The organism is Lacihabitans sp. CCS-44, assembly GCF_024343735.1.
Taxonomy (GTDB): domain Bacteria; phylum Bacteroidota; class Bacteroidia; order Cytophagales; family Spirosomataceae; genus Leadbetterella.
This window is the reverse complement of record NZ_RJUE01000007.1, coordinates 83,032-99,938: the sequence shown is the minus strand read 5'-3', so window position 1 is coordinate 99,938 and position 16,907 is coordinate 83,032. Positions and strand designations below refer to the sequence as shown.

Below are 16,907 nucleotides of genomic sequence, written 5' to 3'. Positions count from 1 at the left end.
AGAGTCGCATGCGACTCTTTTTTTATGTCTAATATTTCAGGATAATAGGTCCAAGAAGACCAGAATCGACTGGTTTCCAGTGCGATGCGTCGAAAGGTTTATATTGGATATCCACAATGTTTATATCGTAGAATTTCTTCCAGTTCACTTTGTTTATGTCCAAGTATTTGATCTCATTGGCCGACAAATTCCTAACCTTGATTTTTATTTCGTTTTGGGTTTTTAGTATACCTTCAGGTATTTGTAAGTTATATGGCAAACTCCAAGCTGTTCCTATTTTGATATCATTTATCCATACCTCGGCAGTTTCTCTTACATCGCCCAATTGGATTTGGGCTGGTTTACTCACAGAACTTTCGGGTAAATTGAAAGTCTTTTGATATTCCCCATAACCATTGAAAAATCCTGCAATTGAGTCTGCAAGTGTCCAAGATTTTAGCAATCTAAATGATTGCGGATTCGGTATATTGGGTTTTCCTTCTGTGAAAACTAAGTTCCAGTTAGAACTCAAATCCAAATTATTTGTATGGCTATTAATGTAATTTGGTTTGAGGTTGCCTTTTTTGGTGTTGGAGAAAAATAGAAATAAGCTCTCTCCTGATTTCAATTCTAGGTTTATTTTTTTTGAGATTCCTGTTTTTTTTGCATCGATTTCGTGCCAAGAATCGGCTTTCGGGTTGTATAAATAGTTGTATTTGTATTTGTTTTCAAAAGTCAATTCGCCTTTTTCAAACAACTGGTGTTGATTAGCAATGAAATATAAAAGGCCGTCTTCGTAGTTTTTTCTTAAGTAATCCAATCCTTTGTCTTGAATGACCTCTCTCTTTACTGTCTGTGTTTTTAGTTTTGAAATAACCGATGTGCTTACTGTATTTTTAAGACTGGCTAATTCCCTCACGAAAATTTGCTGATTTTTCTCCAAGTCCAAATATCCAGTTGTTTTCTGTGGTAGAACTTGTTCGAAAATGGGTTTTATTCCAGCCGAATTCAACTTTTTAATAGCCTGTAAAGTCTGAAGTGGAATGTATTCTACTTCCGGAATTATGATTGTTTTGTAATTTGACTTGCTTAATTTCTGTTCAGCCATTTGGGTTATTTGCAAATCTGATACAAAATCAAAACTGTAGCCTGCGATTTCCAAATCTTTCAAAAGTTGACGGTATTTATCATTGAAAATGCCATTCTTTTCGATATTGTGGACGTCCATCATATAAACGCCCTTCTTTGGTTTATGCCATAGGTCTTGAATCGGGAAGTATACTAAAACTTCATTGTCAGTAGTACTCTTTTGGAGTAAGTTCTGGCAGTTTTCTATGTATTTGTTGAGGAGCGGGAGTTCGTTCCAAAAGTGCGAGTTGAAATTGAAGTTGGTTGAGGCATAAAACATCCAGCCCGGCCATGGTGCATCCACCGGTGTGTAGTTGGCTCCATGATAGAAAACATGGTTTACTCCGCCCAGAAATGACTCATCAATGATAGGCTTGACTTGCGATAAACTCACTTTGAAATGATTCCCAAGCCATGTGGCGGTTTCTGAACTCACCAGTTTTTTCCCAAAAACATTTGCTGGCGAAGAAGCCAGTTTAAGTACCATTTTGTTCGGCTTACCAAATTGCTTTTCGCTGTATTCTGGGTCTTGTCTATAAAGTGGAATGTCAAATGGTTTTGAGCCAAAAAATTCGGTTTCAGGAATTGAATTGGCAGCGTATAAATCCAAAACATTGCCTGGAGATCCATGCGATTCGTTTCGACTCAGTTTGCCATATTTTTTCGCAAAGGCAGCGTAAGGCTGTGTGAATTCTTCCAAAAGCAACTCTGAAATGGTCAATTGATAGTCAGAGTATATTTGTTTTTCCTCTTCTGTAAATGTCGATTTGTTTTCGAATATATTGAGATGTTCTCCTAGTTCATAGCCACGTTTGTTCTTAAACTTCTCAAAGAAATGTTCTGTCCAGTCTGCTCCATACACCTCGTAGGAATCATTATAGAAAGCTCGAATGCCGATATTGTTCCTTGCAAAAACGCTGTCGAATTTGGCCAAATAGTGCTCTACATTGGCTTTATCAAAGTGATCCAATACCAAGCCTTCGGCTCCCGGAGCGGCCCTTTTTACTTGTTGTTTGGTGATTTTTGGTTTGAGGATTGGAAGTTGGTCAGCTTCGTAAACTAGCTCAAAAGTCTTGGCTGCATGCTCGGGTTTTATATCAATTCCGCCAAAAGGCCAACCTGTGCCCAGCGTCATATCGATGCCCAGATGCAGACTTTCGGCCTCTTTTACGGTATATTCTAACATTTCGATCCACTTTGGACTTAGAAAATGAATAAAATTATGTTCCTCACCTTTTACGCCATAAATAGGAATAATGTGTAAGCCACCAAAGCCCGCTTCGGCATATTTTTGAAGATTAGCTCTTAAATCCGCCTTGTTTACGGCACTGCCTTGCCACCACCAGTAAGCCCAAGGCTTGGCGGTATTTTGTGCAAAGGTTTTTAACGAAAATAGGAATAGGATTAAGGCAAATTGTAAGGCTTTCATCAGGATAGAATGGTTGAAACTGTAAATATAGAAAATGGATTTCTATTTACTGTTCTTTGGTGTCATGGTGCTGGCGGGTTGTGGCGTGTTGATGGAACACGGATGACACTGATTTGACTGATTTACACGGATTGCTTAAGATTTTTCAGAGTATTTACAATTGAAAAATCAGTATGATCTGTTAAATCCGTGTCATCTGTGTTCAAAAGGCATCAATACTCAAACACACCAAATTCACTCTTGATAGTTAATCTCTTAGCATCCGAAGCTTCAACTCGGCCCACAATCTGAGCAGGAATGCCGAAGCTTTCTGAAATTTTGATGATTTCTTGGGCGTGTTCTGGTGAAAGGTAAACCTCTAAACGATGGCCCATGTTGAATACTTTGTACATCTCTGCCCACGAAGTGCCAGACTGCTCTTGGATGAGTTTGAATAGGGGAGGAATTGGGAACAAGTTGTCCTTTGTGATATGAACATTATCCACAAAATGAAGCACTTTGGTTTGAGCACCGCCACTGCAATGCACCATGCCGTCAATTTTTCCTTTCAATTTTGTCAGTATTTCTTTTACCACAGGGGCATAGGTACGAGTAGGAGAGAGTACCAATTTTCCCACATTCACCATCAAATCTTCCGAAATGGATATTTTATCTGTCAGGAGTTTAGAACCACTGTAAACCAACGAACTATGAATATCTTGATCGAAGCTTTCTGGATATCTTTCAGCATAAATGTTATCTAAAACATCATGACGAGCAGAGGTAAGTCCATTGCTGCCCATACCTCCGTTGTATTCGGTTTCGTAAGTTGCTTTTCCGTAAGACGCCAATCCAACGATAACATTTCCAGCCTTTATGTTGGCGTTGTCAATTACATCGGCTTTTTTCATGCGGGCTATTACGGTGGTATTGACAGTTATTGTTTTTACCAAATCTCCCACGTCAGCAGTTTCGCCACCGGTGCTATAGATTTCTACTCCGTTTTCTCTGAGCATAGCCAGAACTTCCTCACTTCCATTGATTATTTCGGCTATTACTTCACCCGGAATCTTGTTTTTGTTTCGGTCTATCGATGATGACATCAAAATCGGTCCAGTAGCTCCCACACAAAGCAGGTCGTCGGTGTTCATGATGATAGAGTCTTGGGCAATACCTTTCCAAACCGATAGGTCTCCCGTTTCTTTCCAATACAAATACGCCAAAGAGGTTTTTGTACCTGCTCCGTCGGCATGCATGATGTTGCAATAGGCATCGTCTCCTCCCAAAATATCGGGTGAAATCTTACAAAAAGCTTTTGGAAAAAGGCCTTTGTCAAGTTTTTCGATGGCTTTATGAACATCTTCTTTGGAGGCAGATACGCCTCTTTGCATGTAACGGTCAGACATAGTATAGCTTTTTTGAAGTCGCAATTTACGGATTTTTGCCGTAAAAATGGAATTTTGGAGATTAGGAGTTTTTGATAAATTGCTCCAAAACACTCAAATGTTGCTCGAAAGCTTTGCGGCCATCGACTGTTACCGAATATAGCGTGTTGGGTTTTCGTCCGATAAATTCTTTTTGTACTAACAGGTAACCGGCTTCTTCTAAGGCTTTTACATGTGTGGCAAGATTGCCATCGGTGAGGTTTAACAGTTCTTTGAGCGAATTGAAATTCACAGACTCATTGACCATCAATACCGACATGATGCCCAAGCGAGCTTTGCTCTCAAAAGTTTTATTGAACTGTTCTAAAATCATTTATCGTACTTAAAATACATTAATCCGCCATACAAAATATGTAAAAGGCCGAAGCCAATCACCCAAAACAAGAAGGTATAACCTGTAAAAAATATACTTAAAAGGCCAAGCGATATTTCACAAATACCCAATGAGAAAACATCTCTTACGGTATAGTTTGAGGCGAAAATTAAGGCCAGTCCGTAAAAAATTAATGTAGATGAGGCGGCCATCCACATATTATTTTGCTGTACCAAAGCCAATGAATATATGGCTCCGGCTATCAAAGGAATGGTCAAATTTATCAAAAGTTTTTTGGATAAATTGTTCCAAACTTTCTCCTTGTTCTTTTTTGCTTTTCTTATCGTAAAATATATTCCACCTATCAAGGCTCCCAAAAGCGTGAATAGAGCTATTTTGAATACATAAAGTTTGAAATCTCCTTCAACGTTTGCGGCATCTAGAATTCCTTTTGGGTCGCTATTTCCTGTGATTTTTACTTTTTCGGTGTACACCATAAATGCCCCAACTAAAGCAATAATACCAGCAGAAATACCGGATAATCCACTCAATGACAAAAACTTAGATGATCGCTCCATGAGCGTTCTTATTTCTTTCAGGTTTTCGAGGTGTTCGTTCATCTCTTAAAATATTTTGGGTAAAAATATTATACATCCTACTATTGCGGCTGCGATGGCCAAAAACAAAACTCCAGCGGCTGCCATGTCTTTTACTTTGCCTATTATGGGGTCTTTTTCGGGTTCTACTTTGTCACAAAGTTTTTCTATAGCCGAATTAAACGCCTCTGCCGACCAAACCAAGGCCATGGCAAAAATGACGATGACCCATTCGTTTCGGTCAATTTTAAGCCAATATCCTGCGAAAATGACTAGTAAGGTGGCCAAAAAATGAAATTGTGCGTTGTTTTCAAACCGCACCAAATGTATCATGCCTGCCAAAGCAAACTTAAAACTTCGAAGCATTTTCGATATTTTCATGCTTGAAAGATATTAAATTATAAAAAGACAAATATAAGCCAATCAGCACAATACTAAAAACCAAAGTCGTTTGCATAGCCAAAGGATTACTGGTTTCGACCATCGATTGCTTGATAAGGTTAGCTGGATTTGAGAAGAAATCCCAACTGTTAAATCTGGCAAAGCGGCCAAGGTAAAGCCCAAAACCGCTAAGCACCGCACTGCCCAAAACTAAAAACCAAGCTATTGTATTGCCGAAAAGCTTTTTTGATAATAGTTGAAAATTATACATTGAATATAGACCGACTACAAGCCCTGTGAGTGCGGTTATAAAAATACCGACAGAGTCAAACCACAACAAATGTTTGGGCAAATGACTCAAATGCATGAGGTCAGTAATGATATAAGGAGAGTTTGGAAAAAATAAAAGCCAAGTGGTCATAAGCCCTGTAATGGCTATTTTCAAACCAAGCTTCTGAAATCCGAAATTATCGTGCAGTTTTTTTGCTAAAAATATAAAAACAATAGGAGTAATGGCCAAGAATAGATTCCAGACCAGAAATAAACCCAAATAAGTGCCTGTTTTGTAAACTCGTATAATTAGTAATGATGAGCATAAAGCAATCAAAATCAATATACTAATGGTGGGCTTGCTTGGTTTTAAATTCATCAATGAGGTTTTTGAAAAGTACTTTGTGATTCAAAGTAAATGTATTTTGATTTCATTTCAAAATTTATCCAAGAAAGTTTTGTGAATGCTTATGGTTTGTCTGGAATCATATTTGTCTGTAAATCTTCGAATCATTGGATTTCTGAGTTTATTTTTGCAAAAATTAACAACAAACTAATGCCCAAGGCAAAACATGTAAAAGAATCACTAACCATCATGACGGAGATGGTAATGCCCAACGATACCAATACTTTGGGGAATTTGATGGGCGGTAACCTAATGCGAATGATGGACGTGGCCGGTGCCATAGCCGCACAAAAACACAGTAACAGAATAGTAGTAACGGCTTCGGTCGATAATGTTTCGTTCGTGAATCCTATTCCTCTTGGAAATGTAGTGACTCTTGAAGCCAAAATTACACGGGCGTTTAATACATCTATGGAAGTAGTGGTAGATGTGTTTTCAGAGAATATTCCGGCTGGACAAAAAAGTAAAACTAATCAGGCTTTTTTAACATTTGTGGCTGTGGATCAGTCAGGTAGGCCAATAGAAATAGCTGAGGCAATTCCTGAAACAGACTTAGAGTATGAATTATTTGAAGGAGCTTTACGCAGGAGGCAGTTGAGGTTGGTTTTGGCAGGAAGAATGAAGCCTGAGGATGCTACTGAACTAAAAGCAATATTTAAGATATAAAAAAAGAGGCTGATCATCAGCCTCTTTTGTGTTTTAGTAAGAACCTCTTCTGCGGTCTTTTCTGTCTTCCTTTTTATCTTTGATATCCTCTTTTCTGTCACGCTTATCTTCCATTTTGTCTTTTTTGTCCTCTCTGGCATCTCTCACATCTTCTTTTTTGTCTCTGATATCTTCTAGTCTGTCTTTGCGACCACCATCATGAGCGGCATCCCATTTATCTTCTCGTTTGTCGCGGATGTCTTCAGCTCTGTCTTTTCTGTCTTCTGCTGCATCTCTGCGATCTTCGGCTTTGTCTTTTACATCTTCTTTACGATCTCTGCGATCTTCTTTTTTATCCATCATCATTTTTCTTTTGTGTGGGTGTTGAGCTGAAGCAAAGTTTGCGGTTAATACCAAGGCAAATACGAAGGCGATTGTTTTAAAAAGAGTTTTCATGACTTGTAAATTTTTAAAGTTTAATAAATTATCCCGAACTGGAATTTTCAGGTATTGGATACTTAAAAAAGAAAAAGGTTTAAAGACTGGCAAAAAAAAATTAGTTTTGTGCTTTATTTTTCTGGCTCCATAGTTTAATGGATAGAACGGAGGTTTCCGGTACCTCTGGTGTGGGTTCGATTCCCTCTGGAGCTACTACTTTTCTGAATTTTGATTTTTTTTGTAAATAATCTTGCCACAAAGAGAACTCACCTCACCACCACCGAATCAATAATCTCCTTAGAAATATAGTTTTGAAAGTGAATTCTGTCTGGATAGTTATAAAAATCTTCTGTGTATTTGTTTTTTCCTGAAAAGTCATAAAGGTTGCTTTTAAAATATTTTTTCAGGATATCAAAGTCCTTGTTGTTGAGTTTTTGTTGGTCATAGAGTGGTGTTAGTACAACGAAATATTTTGATTGATGCTTTTCTAAAAGTTTGGCAATCTGTTCAACCATCACTGCTTCTTCTTCGGATATTTGTGGCGATTTGTATTGTTGTGTTTTCGGTCTTTCATACATAAAACCAGACTTTTTTAGAGAATCCATTTTGTGTTTAAACTCCTCATCAGACTGTACATATTGGTATTTCCTGATTTCGTCTGCCGAACATTCATGGTTAAAGTCGTTCGTAATAGGGTCTAGTTTTCGATTTACAAAAGAGCTTGTTTGTTCACCTTTACCCATCAATATTTTGAGTTTGTCGGTGTCGAAATTTGAGAAAAAACTAATGAGATGGTTATAATAATACTTGAATTTTGATTCTTTGGTGATCAAGTAATGATCCATTGGGCTTAGTTTTCCTTCACCATCAAAAGTGTAGTCGGTGTCGATATACACCATTATGTTTTTCAAATCACATCCTTTTTCATCCAAATATTGAAGCTTGGCGAGTATTCCTCCGATGGTTTCGTTCCAATTGGCATAATGAAAAAACCTTGAATCGGGCAGTTTAGTTTGCAAATAGCATCCATAAACACTGCAACTTCGGCTACTACCAAACACATAAGAGTTGTAAGTTCTGTCTATAGTTAAAAGTTTTTTGGTAGATATATCATTGAGTTGCTGGAAATTATAGTTCCATGCAAAACTGTCTTTCTTTCCAAAATCTCCATAAACGTCTATTTTTACATAAAAAAACAAAGCTACACTTCCCAAAATAATTAGTGGCAAGAGAAAGAGTCCGAGTTTAGATAGGTATTTTTTCATTGCTAGAATTGGAAATAGATAAACGCTTGTTGAGATCCACCAAATAAGAATATTATAGCTACTAAAGCATAATAAAAGGCATATCTAAAAGTTGATTTCCATTTGTTGCCAAACTTTTGCAAAGCAAATTGTTGTTCGCGACCCATCCATTCTACTACCATAAACCCGAAAACTAGACTAAGAGTAACCAACGCCTTGTTTTGTCCTTCAAAATGTGGAATGGTAAACAAACTCGCTGAAAAGATTTCTGAAATATAAGAAAACGCGTGAGAGACGCTCTCAGCTCTAAAAAACACCCAAGCCAAAAGTGTAAAATGAAAAGTGATCACCATTTGGAAAACCTCTTTGGTAGTTGGGAATAATTTGCCTTGAGCCACTGTTTCAAGGTTGTTTCTATTATTTTTTGAAATCAAAAGTGGTAAAAACAGCAAGGCATTTATGGCACCCCAAATGATAAATGTCCAGTTGGCTCCATGCCAAAATCCACTGACAATGAAGATAATAAACGTATTTCTGATTTTTTTGCCTAAGCTACCTTTACTTCCTCCAAGCGGAATGTAGAGGTAATCTCTGAACCAAGTAGAAAGCGAAATGTGCCACCTACGCCAAAACTCGGCGATATCTCTTGAAAAATAGGGGAACGCAAAATTGCGTAAAAGTTCCATGCCGAAAAGTCGTGCTGTACCCAATGCTACGTCAGAATACCCTGAGAAATCGCAGTAAATTTGGAAAGTAAAAAACAAGGCCCCCAAATAAAGTGAACTGCCGCCATAGTCCTCAGAATTGTTAAAAAACATATTGGCATATTGAGCACAATTATCAGCTATTACTATTTTTTTGAATAGCCCCCAAAGAATTTGCTTGGAACCATCCACTGCCATGGCGTAGTCAAAAACTCTTTTCTTTTGAATTTGTGGCAATAAATGTGTGGCTCTTTCAATAGGCCCAGCTACCAACAAAGGGAAAAAGCTCACAAAAACTGAATATTCAACAAAGTCTCTTTCTGGCTTAATTTTGTCTTTGTAAATGTCTATTACATAAGATAAACCATGAAAAGTATAAAAAGAAATACCTATAGGAAGGATTATTTTGAGTGTATCAAAATGCGAACCAACTCCTGCAGCTGTAAGACCAACAGCAAGCGAGTCCATGAAGAAATTGTAATATTTAAATAAGCCAAGAAAACCCAGATTGATACCTATGCTTATCCAAAGCCATGTTTTTTTTAGAGCGGTGGTTTTAGCTTCAAATATTTTTATGCCTGAGTAATAGTCTAAAAAAGTAGAAAACATCAGCAAGAACAAAAATCGATAGTCCCAGCAGCCATAAAAAAAATAGCTGGCTACCAGAAGCAATAGATTTTGATGATTTAATTTTTTATTGAAAACAAACCAATAAAGAAAAAAAACTATCGGAAGGAAAATACCAAAACTTACAGAATTAAAAAGCATTTTTGGGTAATGGTCATTTTTGAAATGTCAATTTACTAGGTTGGTTTTTTTTAAGAAAATACATTGGCCACATTTTGGCTAATCAGCAGATTCTCTATCCTTTGAAAGAACTGCAAAATTATAAAAAAATATTTAGACTAAATCTCAATCTTTTAAAGCGATTTTTCTTACGGAACATTAGAAACATTATTGAATGTTTTCATTAGTTAATAAATAGACTACCTAACGAGGTTTGATGTATTAATAAAAAAATTTAAAAAAAATGAAATGCCGCTTTATTTAACCGAAAAATCCCTTTATTTTTAGGGAAATTAAATATTCAACCATAGCAATATGAAGGATTTTCAGATAAAGGAGCAAGCCAATGTGTTTGATGTTGTGATAGTTGGCTCAGGTGCCGGTGGAGGCATGGCTGCATATCAGCTAACCAAAGCCGGAGCAAAAGTTTGTATGCTCGAAGCCGGTGGTTATTTTGATCCAGCCGATCCTAAATACATCAATCAGTTAAAAGGCCCATGGGAGTCGCCTCGAAGAGGTGCCAGCACGGTACGTGCCTTTGGCGATTTTGATGCCGCATGGGGAGGTTGGGAAATCGAAGGAGAACCCTACACCCGTAAAAAAGGAACAGAATTTGACTGGTTTAGGTCTAGAATGCTGGGCGGCAGAACCAACCATTGGGGTAGAATTTCGCTTCGTTTTGGACCAAAAGATTTCAAAAGAAAAAGCGTTGATGGGCTTGGCGACGACTGGCCAATCAGTTATGACGACATGGCTCCATACTACGACGAGGTAGATAAACTTATTGGAGTTTTTGGCACAAAAGAAGGCCTTTCTAACGACCCTGATAGTATATTTTTACCAGCACCCAAGCCACGTCTGCATGAGTTGATGCTCATGGAGGCCAATAAGAAAACAGGTGTTTTGACCATACCTTCGCGTATGTCGATGCTTACAAAGCCTTTGAATGGTAGAGGAGAATGTTTCTACTGCGGTCAATGCAGCAGAGGATGTATGGCCTATGCAGACTTTTCTTCCTCATCGGTTTTGGTGATACCTGCCATGAAAACAGGAAATCTGACTTTGATAAATAACGCAATGGCTCGTGAAGTACTGACCGACGAAACTGGAAAGGCTACTGGGGTGTCGTATGTAAACAAATATACTTTAGAAGAGACCACTGTAAAGGGCAAAATAGTAATATTGGCAGCAAGTGCTTGCGAGTCTTCTCGTCTATTGCTAAATTCCAAGTCGAGCATTAATCCAAACGGGCTCGCAAATGCTTCGGGTGTGGTAGGTAAATATTTGCACGACAGCACTGGAGCAAGTCGTAGTGCATTTATTCCGCATTTGACTAATCGTAAAAGATACAACGAAGATGGTGTAGGTGGTATGCACGTATATTCGCCATGGTGGTTAGACAACTCAAAACTAGATTTTCCTAGAGGATATCACATTGAATACGGTGGTGGTCAGCGTATGCCAGGCTACGGTTTTGGATTTGGTATGGAAAACGTAAACGGGAAGTATCCAGATCGTAGCGGAAATGTAAAAGAAGCAGGCGGATACGGGGCATCTCTGAAGGATGATTACAGATTTTTCTATGGTACAGATATCGGTATGGCCGGAAGGGGAGAGGCCATTGCTCGTGAGGATAACTATTGTGAAATAGATCCAAATGTGGTAGATAAATGGGGAATTCCTGTACTAAGATTTAACTATAAATGGAGTGACCATGAAGTGAAGCAAGCCAAGCACATGCAGGATACTTTTGAAGAAATTATTCATGCATTGGGTGGGATTGCCAACGGTACCAAGCCTGGTGCGGATACCAATTACGGGCTAGCTGCTCCGGGAAGAATAATTCACGAAGTAGGAACGGTAAGAATGGGTAATGACCCTGGCAAGTCGGCTTTGAACAAAAACTGTCAGGCACATGATGTCAAGAATTTGTTTGTTGTAGATGGTGGCCCATTTGTTTCACAAGCAGACAAAAACCCTACTTGGACTATTTTGGCATTGTCGCTCAGAGCTTCGGAGTTTATCATGAAAGAAGTAAAAGCTAAGAGTTTATAATTATTCTTAAGTTTAAAAATATTAAATAATGAATAGGAGAGATATTTTAAAAAATATAGGATTAGGTACGGCTGGTGTGATAGTTTCGGGAGAGGCTATCGGCCAAGTAAAACCTAAAGCAGCTACGGTAAAAGAAATACCAGAAGCTCAGGACGGAAGACTTCGGGACGAAATAATACATAATAATAAGCTAAAAGCCGCAAAGTTTTTTACAGTGGCTGAAATGTCAGTTATCACGATTTTGGCTGATATAATAATTCCTGCCGACAAAACATCTGGTAGTGCCAGCCAGGCCGGAGTGCCAGCTTTTATAGAATTCATCGTAAAAGATATGCCCCAGCACCAAACGCCCATGCGAGGTGGCTTAATGTGGCTCAACAACGAATCTAAGAAAATGTTCTCGAAGAAGTTTGTGGCATTGACTTCCGCAGAGAGGCTTAAAATAGTAGATTTGGTGGCATATCCCAACAAAGCAAAAAAGGAACATTCACAAGGTGTGAGTTTTTTTAATTTAATGAGAAACCTCACAGCGACAGGTTTTTATACATCAGAAATGGGTGTGAAAGATCTTGGGTATTTGGGCAATACACCCAATAAATGGGACGGAGTGCCGCAGGATGTTTTAGATCAATATAACCTAAGCTACAAAGAATGGGAAAAGCATGCTGCAAAATAATAAGCTATGCTTTTTTATTTTTGAGTCTTTTTAAAGGCTATTCACAAGCAGACTCAACAATTCTGCTTGATGAAACAGTTGTTAAAGGATTTGAAACCAATCAAAGTATATTAAAAACAGGAGCCTCGGTAAGTAAAATTTTTTTTAAAAACATCGAGAGGTTTGGTAATACCAATCCATTAGAAGTTCTAAACGCCCAAGCAGGAGTTAGACTTGAGGAGCGTTCACCTGGAAGTTATAGAATAGCCATCAGAGGAAGTTCTTTACGGTCACCTTTTGGGGTAAGAAATGTAAAAGTCTATTGGAATAACATTCCTATTTCAGATGGCAACGGCCAGAGTTATTTCAATCAGTTGGATATCAACAGTGTAGGGAATATTGAGATACTCAAAGGCCCATCAGGCAGTATTTATGGAGCTGGTATTGGAGGAGTTATAAGTTTGCAAACCAAAAACGCCATGTCTGGTCATAGTTTCAGTTCGGGTCTGCATGTAGGCAGTTATAATACAAAAAACGCTTTTTTTGGCTACCAACAAGGTAGTGCAAAAGGTAATACGTTCGTTAATTTCTCTAGAAATAGCACCGATGGTTATAGAGACAATTCAGCTATGGACAGAAAGACGCTCAATCTTAGCCATACTTTTTTTCTTGAAAAACATACCATCAACCTGTTTGGTTTACTTTCTGATATAGATTACCGCACGCCCGGAGGACTTACTTTGGCACAAATGGGAGCTAATCCAAAGGCTGCAAGACCTAAAACTGCAGTCACGCCAGGAGCCGAAGAACAAAAAGCGGGTATTCAACAAAAAATTGGCATGCTCGGACTTTCTGATCAATGGCGTCTAAAGCAAAATTGGGAAATAAATTCAGCTGTATTTTTTACTGGCAATCGCTTAGAAAATCCTTTTATTACAAATTTTGAACAAAGAAAAGAACACACGGCAGGCTACAGAGTGGTACTTTCTAAAAAATACAATCAAATAAAATTTTGGTTGGGCTCAGAAGGCTTACAAACTTCATCTACTTTCGACGTTTTTGTAAATAATTTGGGAGAAAAGGCAGCAGCCATCTATTCTGACGAAATAAAATCGAGTCAAAATTCAGTGTTTTTTCAAGGACAATGGACATTGCCTTATGATTTTATATTGACTTCGGGCTTAAGTGTCAATAACCAAAAATATGATTTTCAGAGGAATCCAGTTTTGACTACTGCCAGCCGAATAGATGTTTCAGATAAACCAGTGGTGCCTTTTTCTCCGAGAGTATCTCTTTTGAAAGGTCTGGGAGCGAGCAATTCTGTTTTTGTCAATATTAGTAGTGGGTTTTCGTCTCCAACGGCCCAGGAATTGGTTTCTTCTGTTCAGAACTCTCCAAATTTTGAATTATTAAAAGCTGAAAAAGGTCTTAGCAAAGAATTGGGATTTAAACACGCTTCTTCATCGTGTTGGAATGCGGAACTGGTATTCTTTCAACAAAATATTAAGAATGGATTAGTGAGAAATTTGACGTCAAGCGGCAATGAATATTTCTTGAACACAGGAGAAATTTTACAAAATGGCATAGAGTTGTCAAATAATTTTGGTTTCATAAAAACCAATACTACTAAATTTATCAAAGAAGCCAATCTTGGGCTGAACTTGGTTTACAACGATTTCAAGTATAAACAGTTTGTGTCAGGTACAACCGATCTTGCTCAGAAAAGTCTGCCAGGGGTTTCAAAGTATAATGGTTTTTTTAAATTGGACGTAGTTCAAAAACAAGGATTTTTCATAAATTTTGATGTGAACTATCTTTCAAAAATGCCGTTGAACGATGCAAATCTGGTTTTTTCTGAAGATGTATTTTTGTCGCAATTGCGTGGAGGTTTTTCAACGACTTTCAAAAAAGTTGGATTAAAAATTTATGGTGGTATCGACAATTTGTTTGATGAAAAATATTCTTCGGGTTACGATTTTAATGCCTTTGGAAATAGATATTACAATCCATCACCACCAAGAAATTTTAATGGTGGCCTTAGGATGGATTTGAAATTGTAAATTCTCAAAACCTCAGATGAGATGAGAACTAAAAGGGCATTTGAGATTCAAGGACACCGTGGTTGCAGAGGCTTGATGCCCGAAAATACGATTGAAGCATTCAGAAAAGCGATTGATTTGGGAGTTGATAGTCTAGAACTTGACGTTGTGATTTCAAACGACAGAAAAGTGGTGGTTTCACACGATCCATTTTTTAACTCTCAAATTACAACGAGACCTGATGGTACATTTTATAAGTCTGAGAGTGATTCTAATCTGTATTTGATGGATTATGAGGGAATTAGACAGCATGATGTGGGTCAAAGAGGGAATGCTGATTTTCCAGAACAAGCAAAAATTAAAGCTTACAAACCTTTACTTTCTGAAGTTTTCGAAGAAGTTTCAAAGTATATATTTTCACAAAACAAAAAGGCTATTTCATATAATATCGAAATTAAAAGCATTCCCGACGAATATTTTAGAACTCAACCTTCTTCAGAAGAATTTGTAGATTTAGTATTAGCAGTGGTGGATAAGAGTTTAACTAATAGTGAATTGACCCTACAAAGTTTTGATTTTAAGGTCTTGCAATATTTACATTTCCTAAATCAAGAACCAAAGAAATACAGCATTTCAGCATTAATTGAAGCTGAGGACAACAACGAAATTGATTTCAATCTTGAAAAACTCGGATTTAAACCCGATATTTGGAGTCCAAATTTCACCGTTTTGTCGAAAAACAAAGTGAGTTATCTGCATCAAATGGGTATAAAAGTGATACCTTGGACGGTAAATAATGTAACTGATATGGACAGAATGTATGCAATTGGCTGTCACGGCATCATCACTGATTACCCTGACAGAGCGATAAAATACATCAAAAAATAAGTTTTATTTTGAGTTTAGTTACCGAAGTAGTAGGATTTTTTATCAAAAGACGCAGGTCTCGCATCGAACATTTTAAAATGTATCCGGTGGAGACTCAGAGCGAGCAATTTTTTAGTTTGATAGACAGGGCAAAGTTTACAGACTTTGGCCTCAAATATAACTTTGCCAGTATTACTACCATCAAGGATTTTCAGGAAAGAGTACCTGTAGTGACTTACGAGGAGCATTATCCTTGGATTGAGAGAGTGATGCGTGGTGAGAAAAACGTGCTTTGGCCTTCGGAAATCAACTGGTTTTCAAAGTCCTCTGGCACTACAAATTCTAGAAGCAAATTTATCCCAGTATCAGAAGAATCTCTAGAAGAGTGCAATTATAGGGGCGGAAAGGATATGCTGACTTTATATTTTGACAACAAAATTGATTCTCAGCTTTTTGACGGAAAGAGTATTTCGATAGGGGGATCTTTACATCCCAATCCGTTCAATACACCAGCTATGACTGGAGATATTTCGGCCATAATAACCCGGAACATGCCCAAATGGGCTGAAATGTTTCGTATTCCTCCACCAGAAATAGCACTTTTAGACCGTTGGGAAGACAAAATGGAGAGAATGATCGAGATTTGTTCCATAGAAAACGTAACCGGCATAGCAGGAGTACCCACTTGGACGGTGGTATTGATTGAGAGCATCGTAGAACGCATGGGAGCAAAAAATGCTCTTGAAGTTTGGCCAAATTTCGAGGTCTTTTTTCATGGAGCTGTTTCGTTTACACCATATAGAAGCCTTTTTAGAGATAGACTTTTTCCAAGTGATAAGGTGAACTATTTCGAAACTTATAATGCGTCGGAGGGTTTCTTTGCTATTCAGGACGACTTCGCTTTACAAGACCAAATGCTCCTGATGCTTGACTATGGTGTTTTTTATGAGTTTCTGCCAGTAGAAGAATGGGAAAAAGAATATCCAAGGGCACTGACACTCGACGAGGTGGAGCTTGAAAAAAGTTACGCTATGGTGATTTCGACAAATGGAGGGCTTTGGCGTTACAAAATAGGAGATACAGTAAAATTTACTTCAAAATATCCGTTTAGAATAAAAATAACAGGCCGCACCAAACATTTTATCAATGCATTTGGTGAGGAATTGATGGTAGAAAATGCCGACCAAGCATTGACAGAGGCCGCTGCAAATGCCAAAGTAGATTTGAAAGAATATACCGCTGGGCCAGTGTATATGGATTCAGACAGCAAAGGTGGACATGAGTGGATTGTCGAGTGTTCCAAATTTCCCGAAAATCCTGAAGAATTTGTAACTATTTTAGACAACAAACTTCGTGAGGTTAATTCAGATTATGATGCCAAAAGGCAGAATGATATTGCCTTAGTACTGCCTAAAGTGCATTTTGTGGCCAACGGTACATTTTATACTTGGATGGAAAAACGTGGGAAACTTGGAGGACAACACAAAGTGCCAAGATTGAGTAATTCAAGAGAGTATTTAGATGAAATTTTAGAGATAATTAAATAAA

15 protein-coding genes and 1 tRNA gene are annotated in these 16,907 nt (G+C 37.9%); 7 read left to right on the top strand and 9 right to left on the bottom strand.

Annotation, left to right across the window (positions count from 1 at the left end):
- Positions 1-28 precede the first annotated feature (28 nt).
- The 6 genes from EGI26_RS05640 to EGI26_RS05615 form a co-directional block, all read right to left on the bottom strand.
- On the bottom strand, positions 29-2,536 hold the full coding sequence (locus EGI26_RS05640) for a glycosyl hydrolase (RefSeq protein WP_255076917.1): 2,508 nt from the start codon (positions 2,534-2,536) through the stop codon (positions 29-31).
- A 212-nt stretch (positions 2,537-2,748) separates the two neighbouring features.
- A complete protein-coding gene (locus EGI26_RS05635; RefSeq protein WP_255076916.1) occupies positions 2,749-3,921 on the bottom strand; it encodes an AIR synthase related protein in 1,173 nt (390 codons plus the stop codon).
- Positions 3,922-3,982: 61 nt separating this feature from the next.
- Entirely contained in the window at positions 3,983-4,273 is a 291-nt protein-coding gene (locus EGI26_RS05630; protein ID WP_255076915.1) for a transcriptional regulator, read from the bottom strand.
- Entirely contained in the window at positions 4,270-4,893 is a 624-nt protein-coding gene (locus tag EGI26_RS05625; RefSeq protein ID WP_255076914.1) for a hypothetical protein, read from the bottom strand. The genes EGI26_RS05630 and EGI26_RS05625 overlap by 4 nt, the downstream gene beginning before the upstream one ends.
- Positions 4,894-4,896: 3 nt before the next feature.
- Positions 4,897-5,250, bottom strand: a complete 354-nt coding sequence (locus EGI26_RS05620; protein WP_255076913.1) for a diacylglycerol kinase family protein — start codon at positions 5,248-5,250, stop codon at positions 4,897-4,899.
- Positions 5,219-5,899 (bottom strand): DUF1361 domain-containing protein, encoded by a 681-nt coding sequence (locus tag EGI26_RS05615; protein ID WP_255076912.1) that lies wholly within the window; start codon positions 5,897-5,899, stop codon positions 5,219-5,221. Before EGI26_RS05615 ends, EGI26_RS05620 begins: the two co-directional genes overlap by 32 nt.
- 177 nt (positions 5,900-6,076) lie before the next feature.
- Between EGI26_RS05615 and EGI26_RS05610 the strand changes: the two genes are divergently transcribed.
- The gene (locus EGI26_RS05610) at positions 6,077-6,592 is read left to right on the top strand and encodes an acyl-CoA thioesterase (protein WP_255076910.1); all 516 of its coding nucleotides are present in this window, start codon (positions 6,077-6,079) and stop codon (positions 6,590-6,592) included.
- Between the two features lie 33 nt (positions 6,593-6,625).
- Here EGI26_RS05610 and EGI26_RS05605 read toward each other — a convergent pair whose 3' ends face one another.
- Positions 6,626-7,027, bottom strand: a complete 402-nt coding sequence (locus EGI26_RS05605) for a hypothetical protein (RefSeq protein ID WP_255076909.1) — start codon at positions 7,025-7,027, stop codon at positions 6,626-6,628.
- Between the two features lie 123 nt (positions 7,028-7,150).
- Between EGI26_RS05605 and EGI26_RS05600 the strand changes: the two genes are divergently transcribed.
- A tRNA-Arg gene (locus tag EGI26_RS05600) sits at positions 7,151-7,222 on the top strand.
- Between the two features lie 53 nt (positions 7,223-7,275).
- Here EGI26_RS05600 and EGI26_RS05595 read toward each other — a convergent pair.
- Positions 7,276-8,274 (bottom strand): hypothetical protein, encoded by a 999-nt coding sequence (locus tag EGI26_RS05595; protein ID WP_255076908.1) that lies wholly within the window; start codon positions 8,272-8,274, stop codon positions 7,276-7,278.
- 2 nt (positions 8,275-8,276) lie between these two features.
- Positions 8,277-9,725: an MBOAT family protein gene (locus EGI26_RS05590; protein ID WP_255076906.1), complete on the bottom strand. Its 1,449-nt coding sequence runs from the start codon at positions 9,723-9,725 to the stop codon at positions 8,277-8,279.
- Positions 9,726-10,058: 333 nt separating this feature from the next.
- Between EGI26_RS05590 and EGI26_RS05585 the strand changes: the two genes are divergently transcribed.
- From EGI26_RS05585 to EGI26_RS05565, 5 genes are read left to right on the top strand one after another with little or no spacing between them, the layout of a single operon-like run.
- A complete protein-coding gene (locus EGI26_RS05585; RefSeq protein WP_255076905.1) occupies positions 10,059-11,798 on the top strand; it encodes a GMC family oxidoreductase in 1,740 nt (579 codons plus the stop codon).
- Between the two features lie 28 nt (positions 11,799-11,826).
- Positions 11,827-12,474: a gluconate 2-dehydrogenase subunit 3 family protein gene (locus EGI26_RS05580; protein ID WP_255076903.1), complete on the top strand. Its 648-nt coding sequence runs from the start codon at positions 11,827-11,829 to the stop codon at positions 12,472-12,474.
- Positions 12,450-14,513, top strand: a complete 2,064-nt coding sequence (locus tag EGI26_RS05575; protein WP_255076902.1) for a TonB-dependent receptor — start codon at positions 12,450-12,452, stop codon at positions 14,511-14,513. Before EGI26_RS05580 ends, EGI26_RS05575 begins: the two co-directional genes overlap by 25 nt.
- A gap of 21 nt (positions 14,514-14,534) precedes the next feature.
- The gene (locus EGI26_RS05570) at positions 14,535-15,380 is read left to right on the top strand and encodes a glycerophosphodiester phosphodiesterase family protein (RefSeq protein WP_255076899.1); all 846 of its coding nucleotides are present in this window, start codon (positions 14,535-14,537) and stop codon (positions 15,378-15,380) included.
- Between the two features lie 8 nt (positions 15,381-15,388).
- On the top strand, positions 15,389-16,906 hold the full coding sequence (locus EGI26_RS05565) for a GH3 auxin-responsive promoter family protein (RefSeq protein WP_255076897.1): 1,518 nt from the start codon (positions 15,389-15,391) through the stop codon (positions 16,904-16,906).
- Position 16,907 lies beyond the last annotated feature (1 nt).

Excerpts from the sequence above, each read along its gene's own strand:
- EGI26_RS05640 (WP_255076917.1), bottom strand. The coding sequence starts at position 2,536 with ATGAAAGCCTTACAATTTGCCTTAATCCTATTCCTATTTTCGTTAAAA.
- EGI26_RS05635 (WP_255076916.1), bottom strand. The coding sequence starts at position 3,921 with ATGTCTGACCGTTACATGCAAAGAGGCGTATCTGCCTCCAAAGAAGAT.
- EGI26_RS05630 (WP_255076915.1), bottom strand. The coding sequence starts at position 4,273 with ATGATTTTAGAACAGTTCAATAAAACTTTTGAGAGCAAAGCTCGCTTG.
- EGI26_RS05625 (WP_255076914.1), bottom strand. The coding sequence starts at position 4,893 with ATGAACGAACACCTCGAAAACCTGAAAGAAATAAGAACGCTCATGGAG.
- EGI26_RS05620 (WP_255076913.1), bottom strand. The coding sequence starts at position 5,250 with ATGAAAATATCGAAAATGCTTCGAAGTTTTAAGTTTGCTTTGGCAGGC.
- EGI26_RS05615 (WP_255076912.1), bottom strand. The coding sequence starts at position 5,899 with ATGAATTTAAAACCAAGCAAGCCCACCATTAGTATATTGATTTTGATT.
- EGI26_RS05610 (WP_255076910.1), top strand. The coding sequence starts at position 6,077 with ATGCCCAAGGCAAAACATGTAAAAGAATCACTAACCATCATGACGGAG.
- EGI26_RS05605 (WP_255076909.1), bottom strand. The coding sequence starts at position 7,027 with ATGAAAACTCTTTTTAAAACAATCGCCTTCGTATTTGCCTTGGTATTA.
- EGI26_RS05595 (WP_255076908.1), bottom strand. The coding sequence starts at position 8,274 with ATGAAAAAATACCTATCTAAACTCGGACTCTTTCTCTTGCCACTAATT.
- EGI26_RS05590 (WP_255076906.1), bottom strand. The coding sequence starts at position 9,725 with ATGCTTTTTAATTCTGTAAGTTTTGGTATTTTCCTTCCGATAGTTTTT.
- EGI26_RS05585 (WP_255076905.1), top strand. The coding sequence starts at position 10,059 with ATGAAGGATTTTCAGATAAAGGAGCAAGCCAATGTGTTTGATGTTGTG.
- EGI26_RS05580 (WP_255076903.1), top strand. The coding sequence starts at position 11,827 with ATGAATAGGAGAGATATTTTAAAAAATATAGGATTAGGTACGGCTGGT.
- EGI26_RS05575 (WP_255076902.1), top strand. The coding sequence starts at position 12,450 with ATGGGAAAAGCATGCTGCAAAATAATAAGCTATGCTTTTTTATTTTTG.
- EGI26_RS05570 (WP_255076899.1), top strand. The coding sequence starts at position 14,535 with ATGAGAACTAAAAGGGCATTTGAGATTCAAGGACACCGTGGTTGCAGA.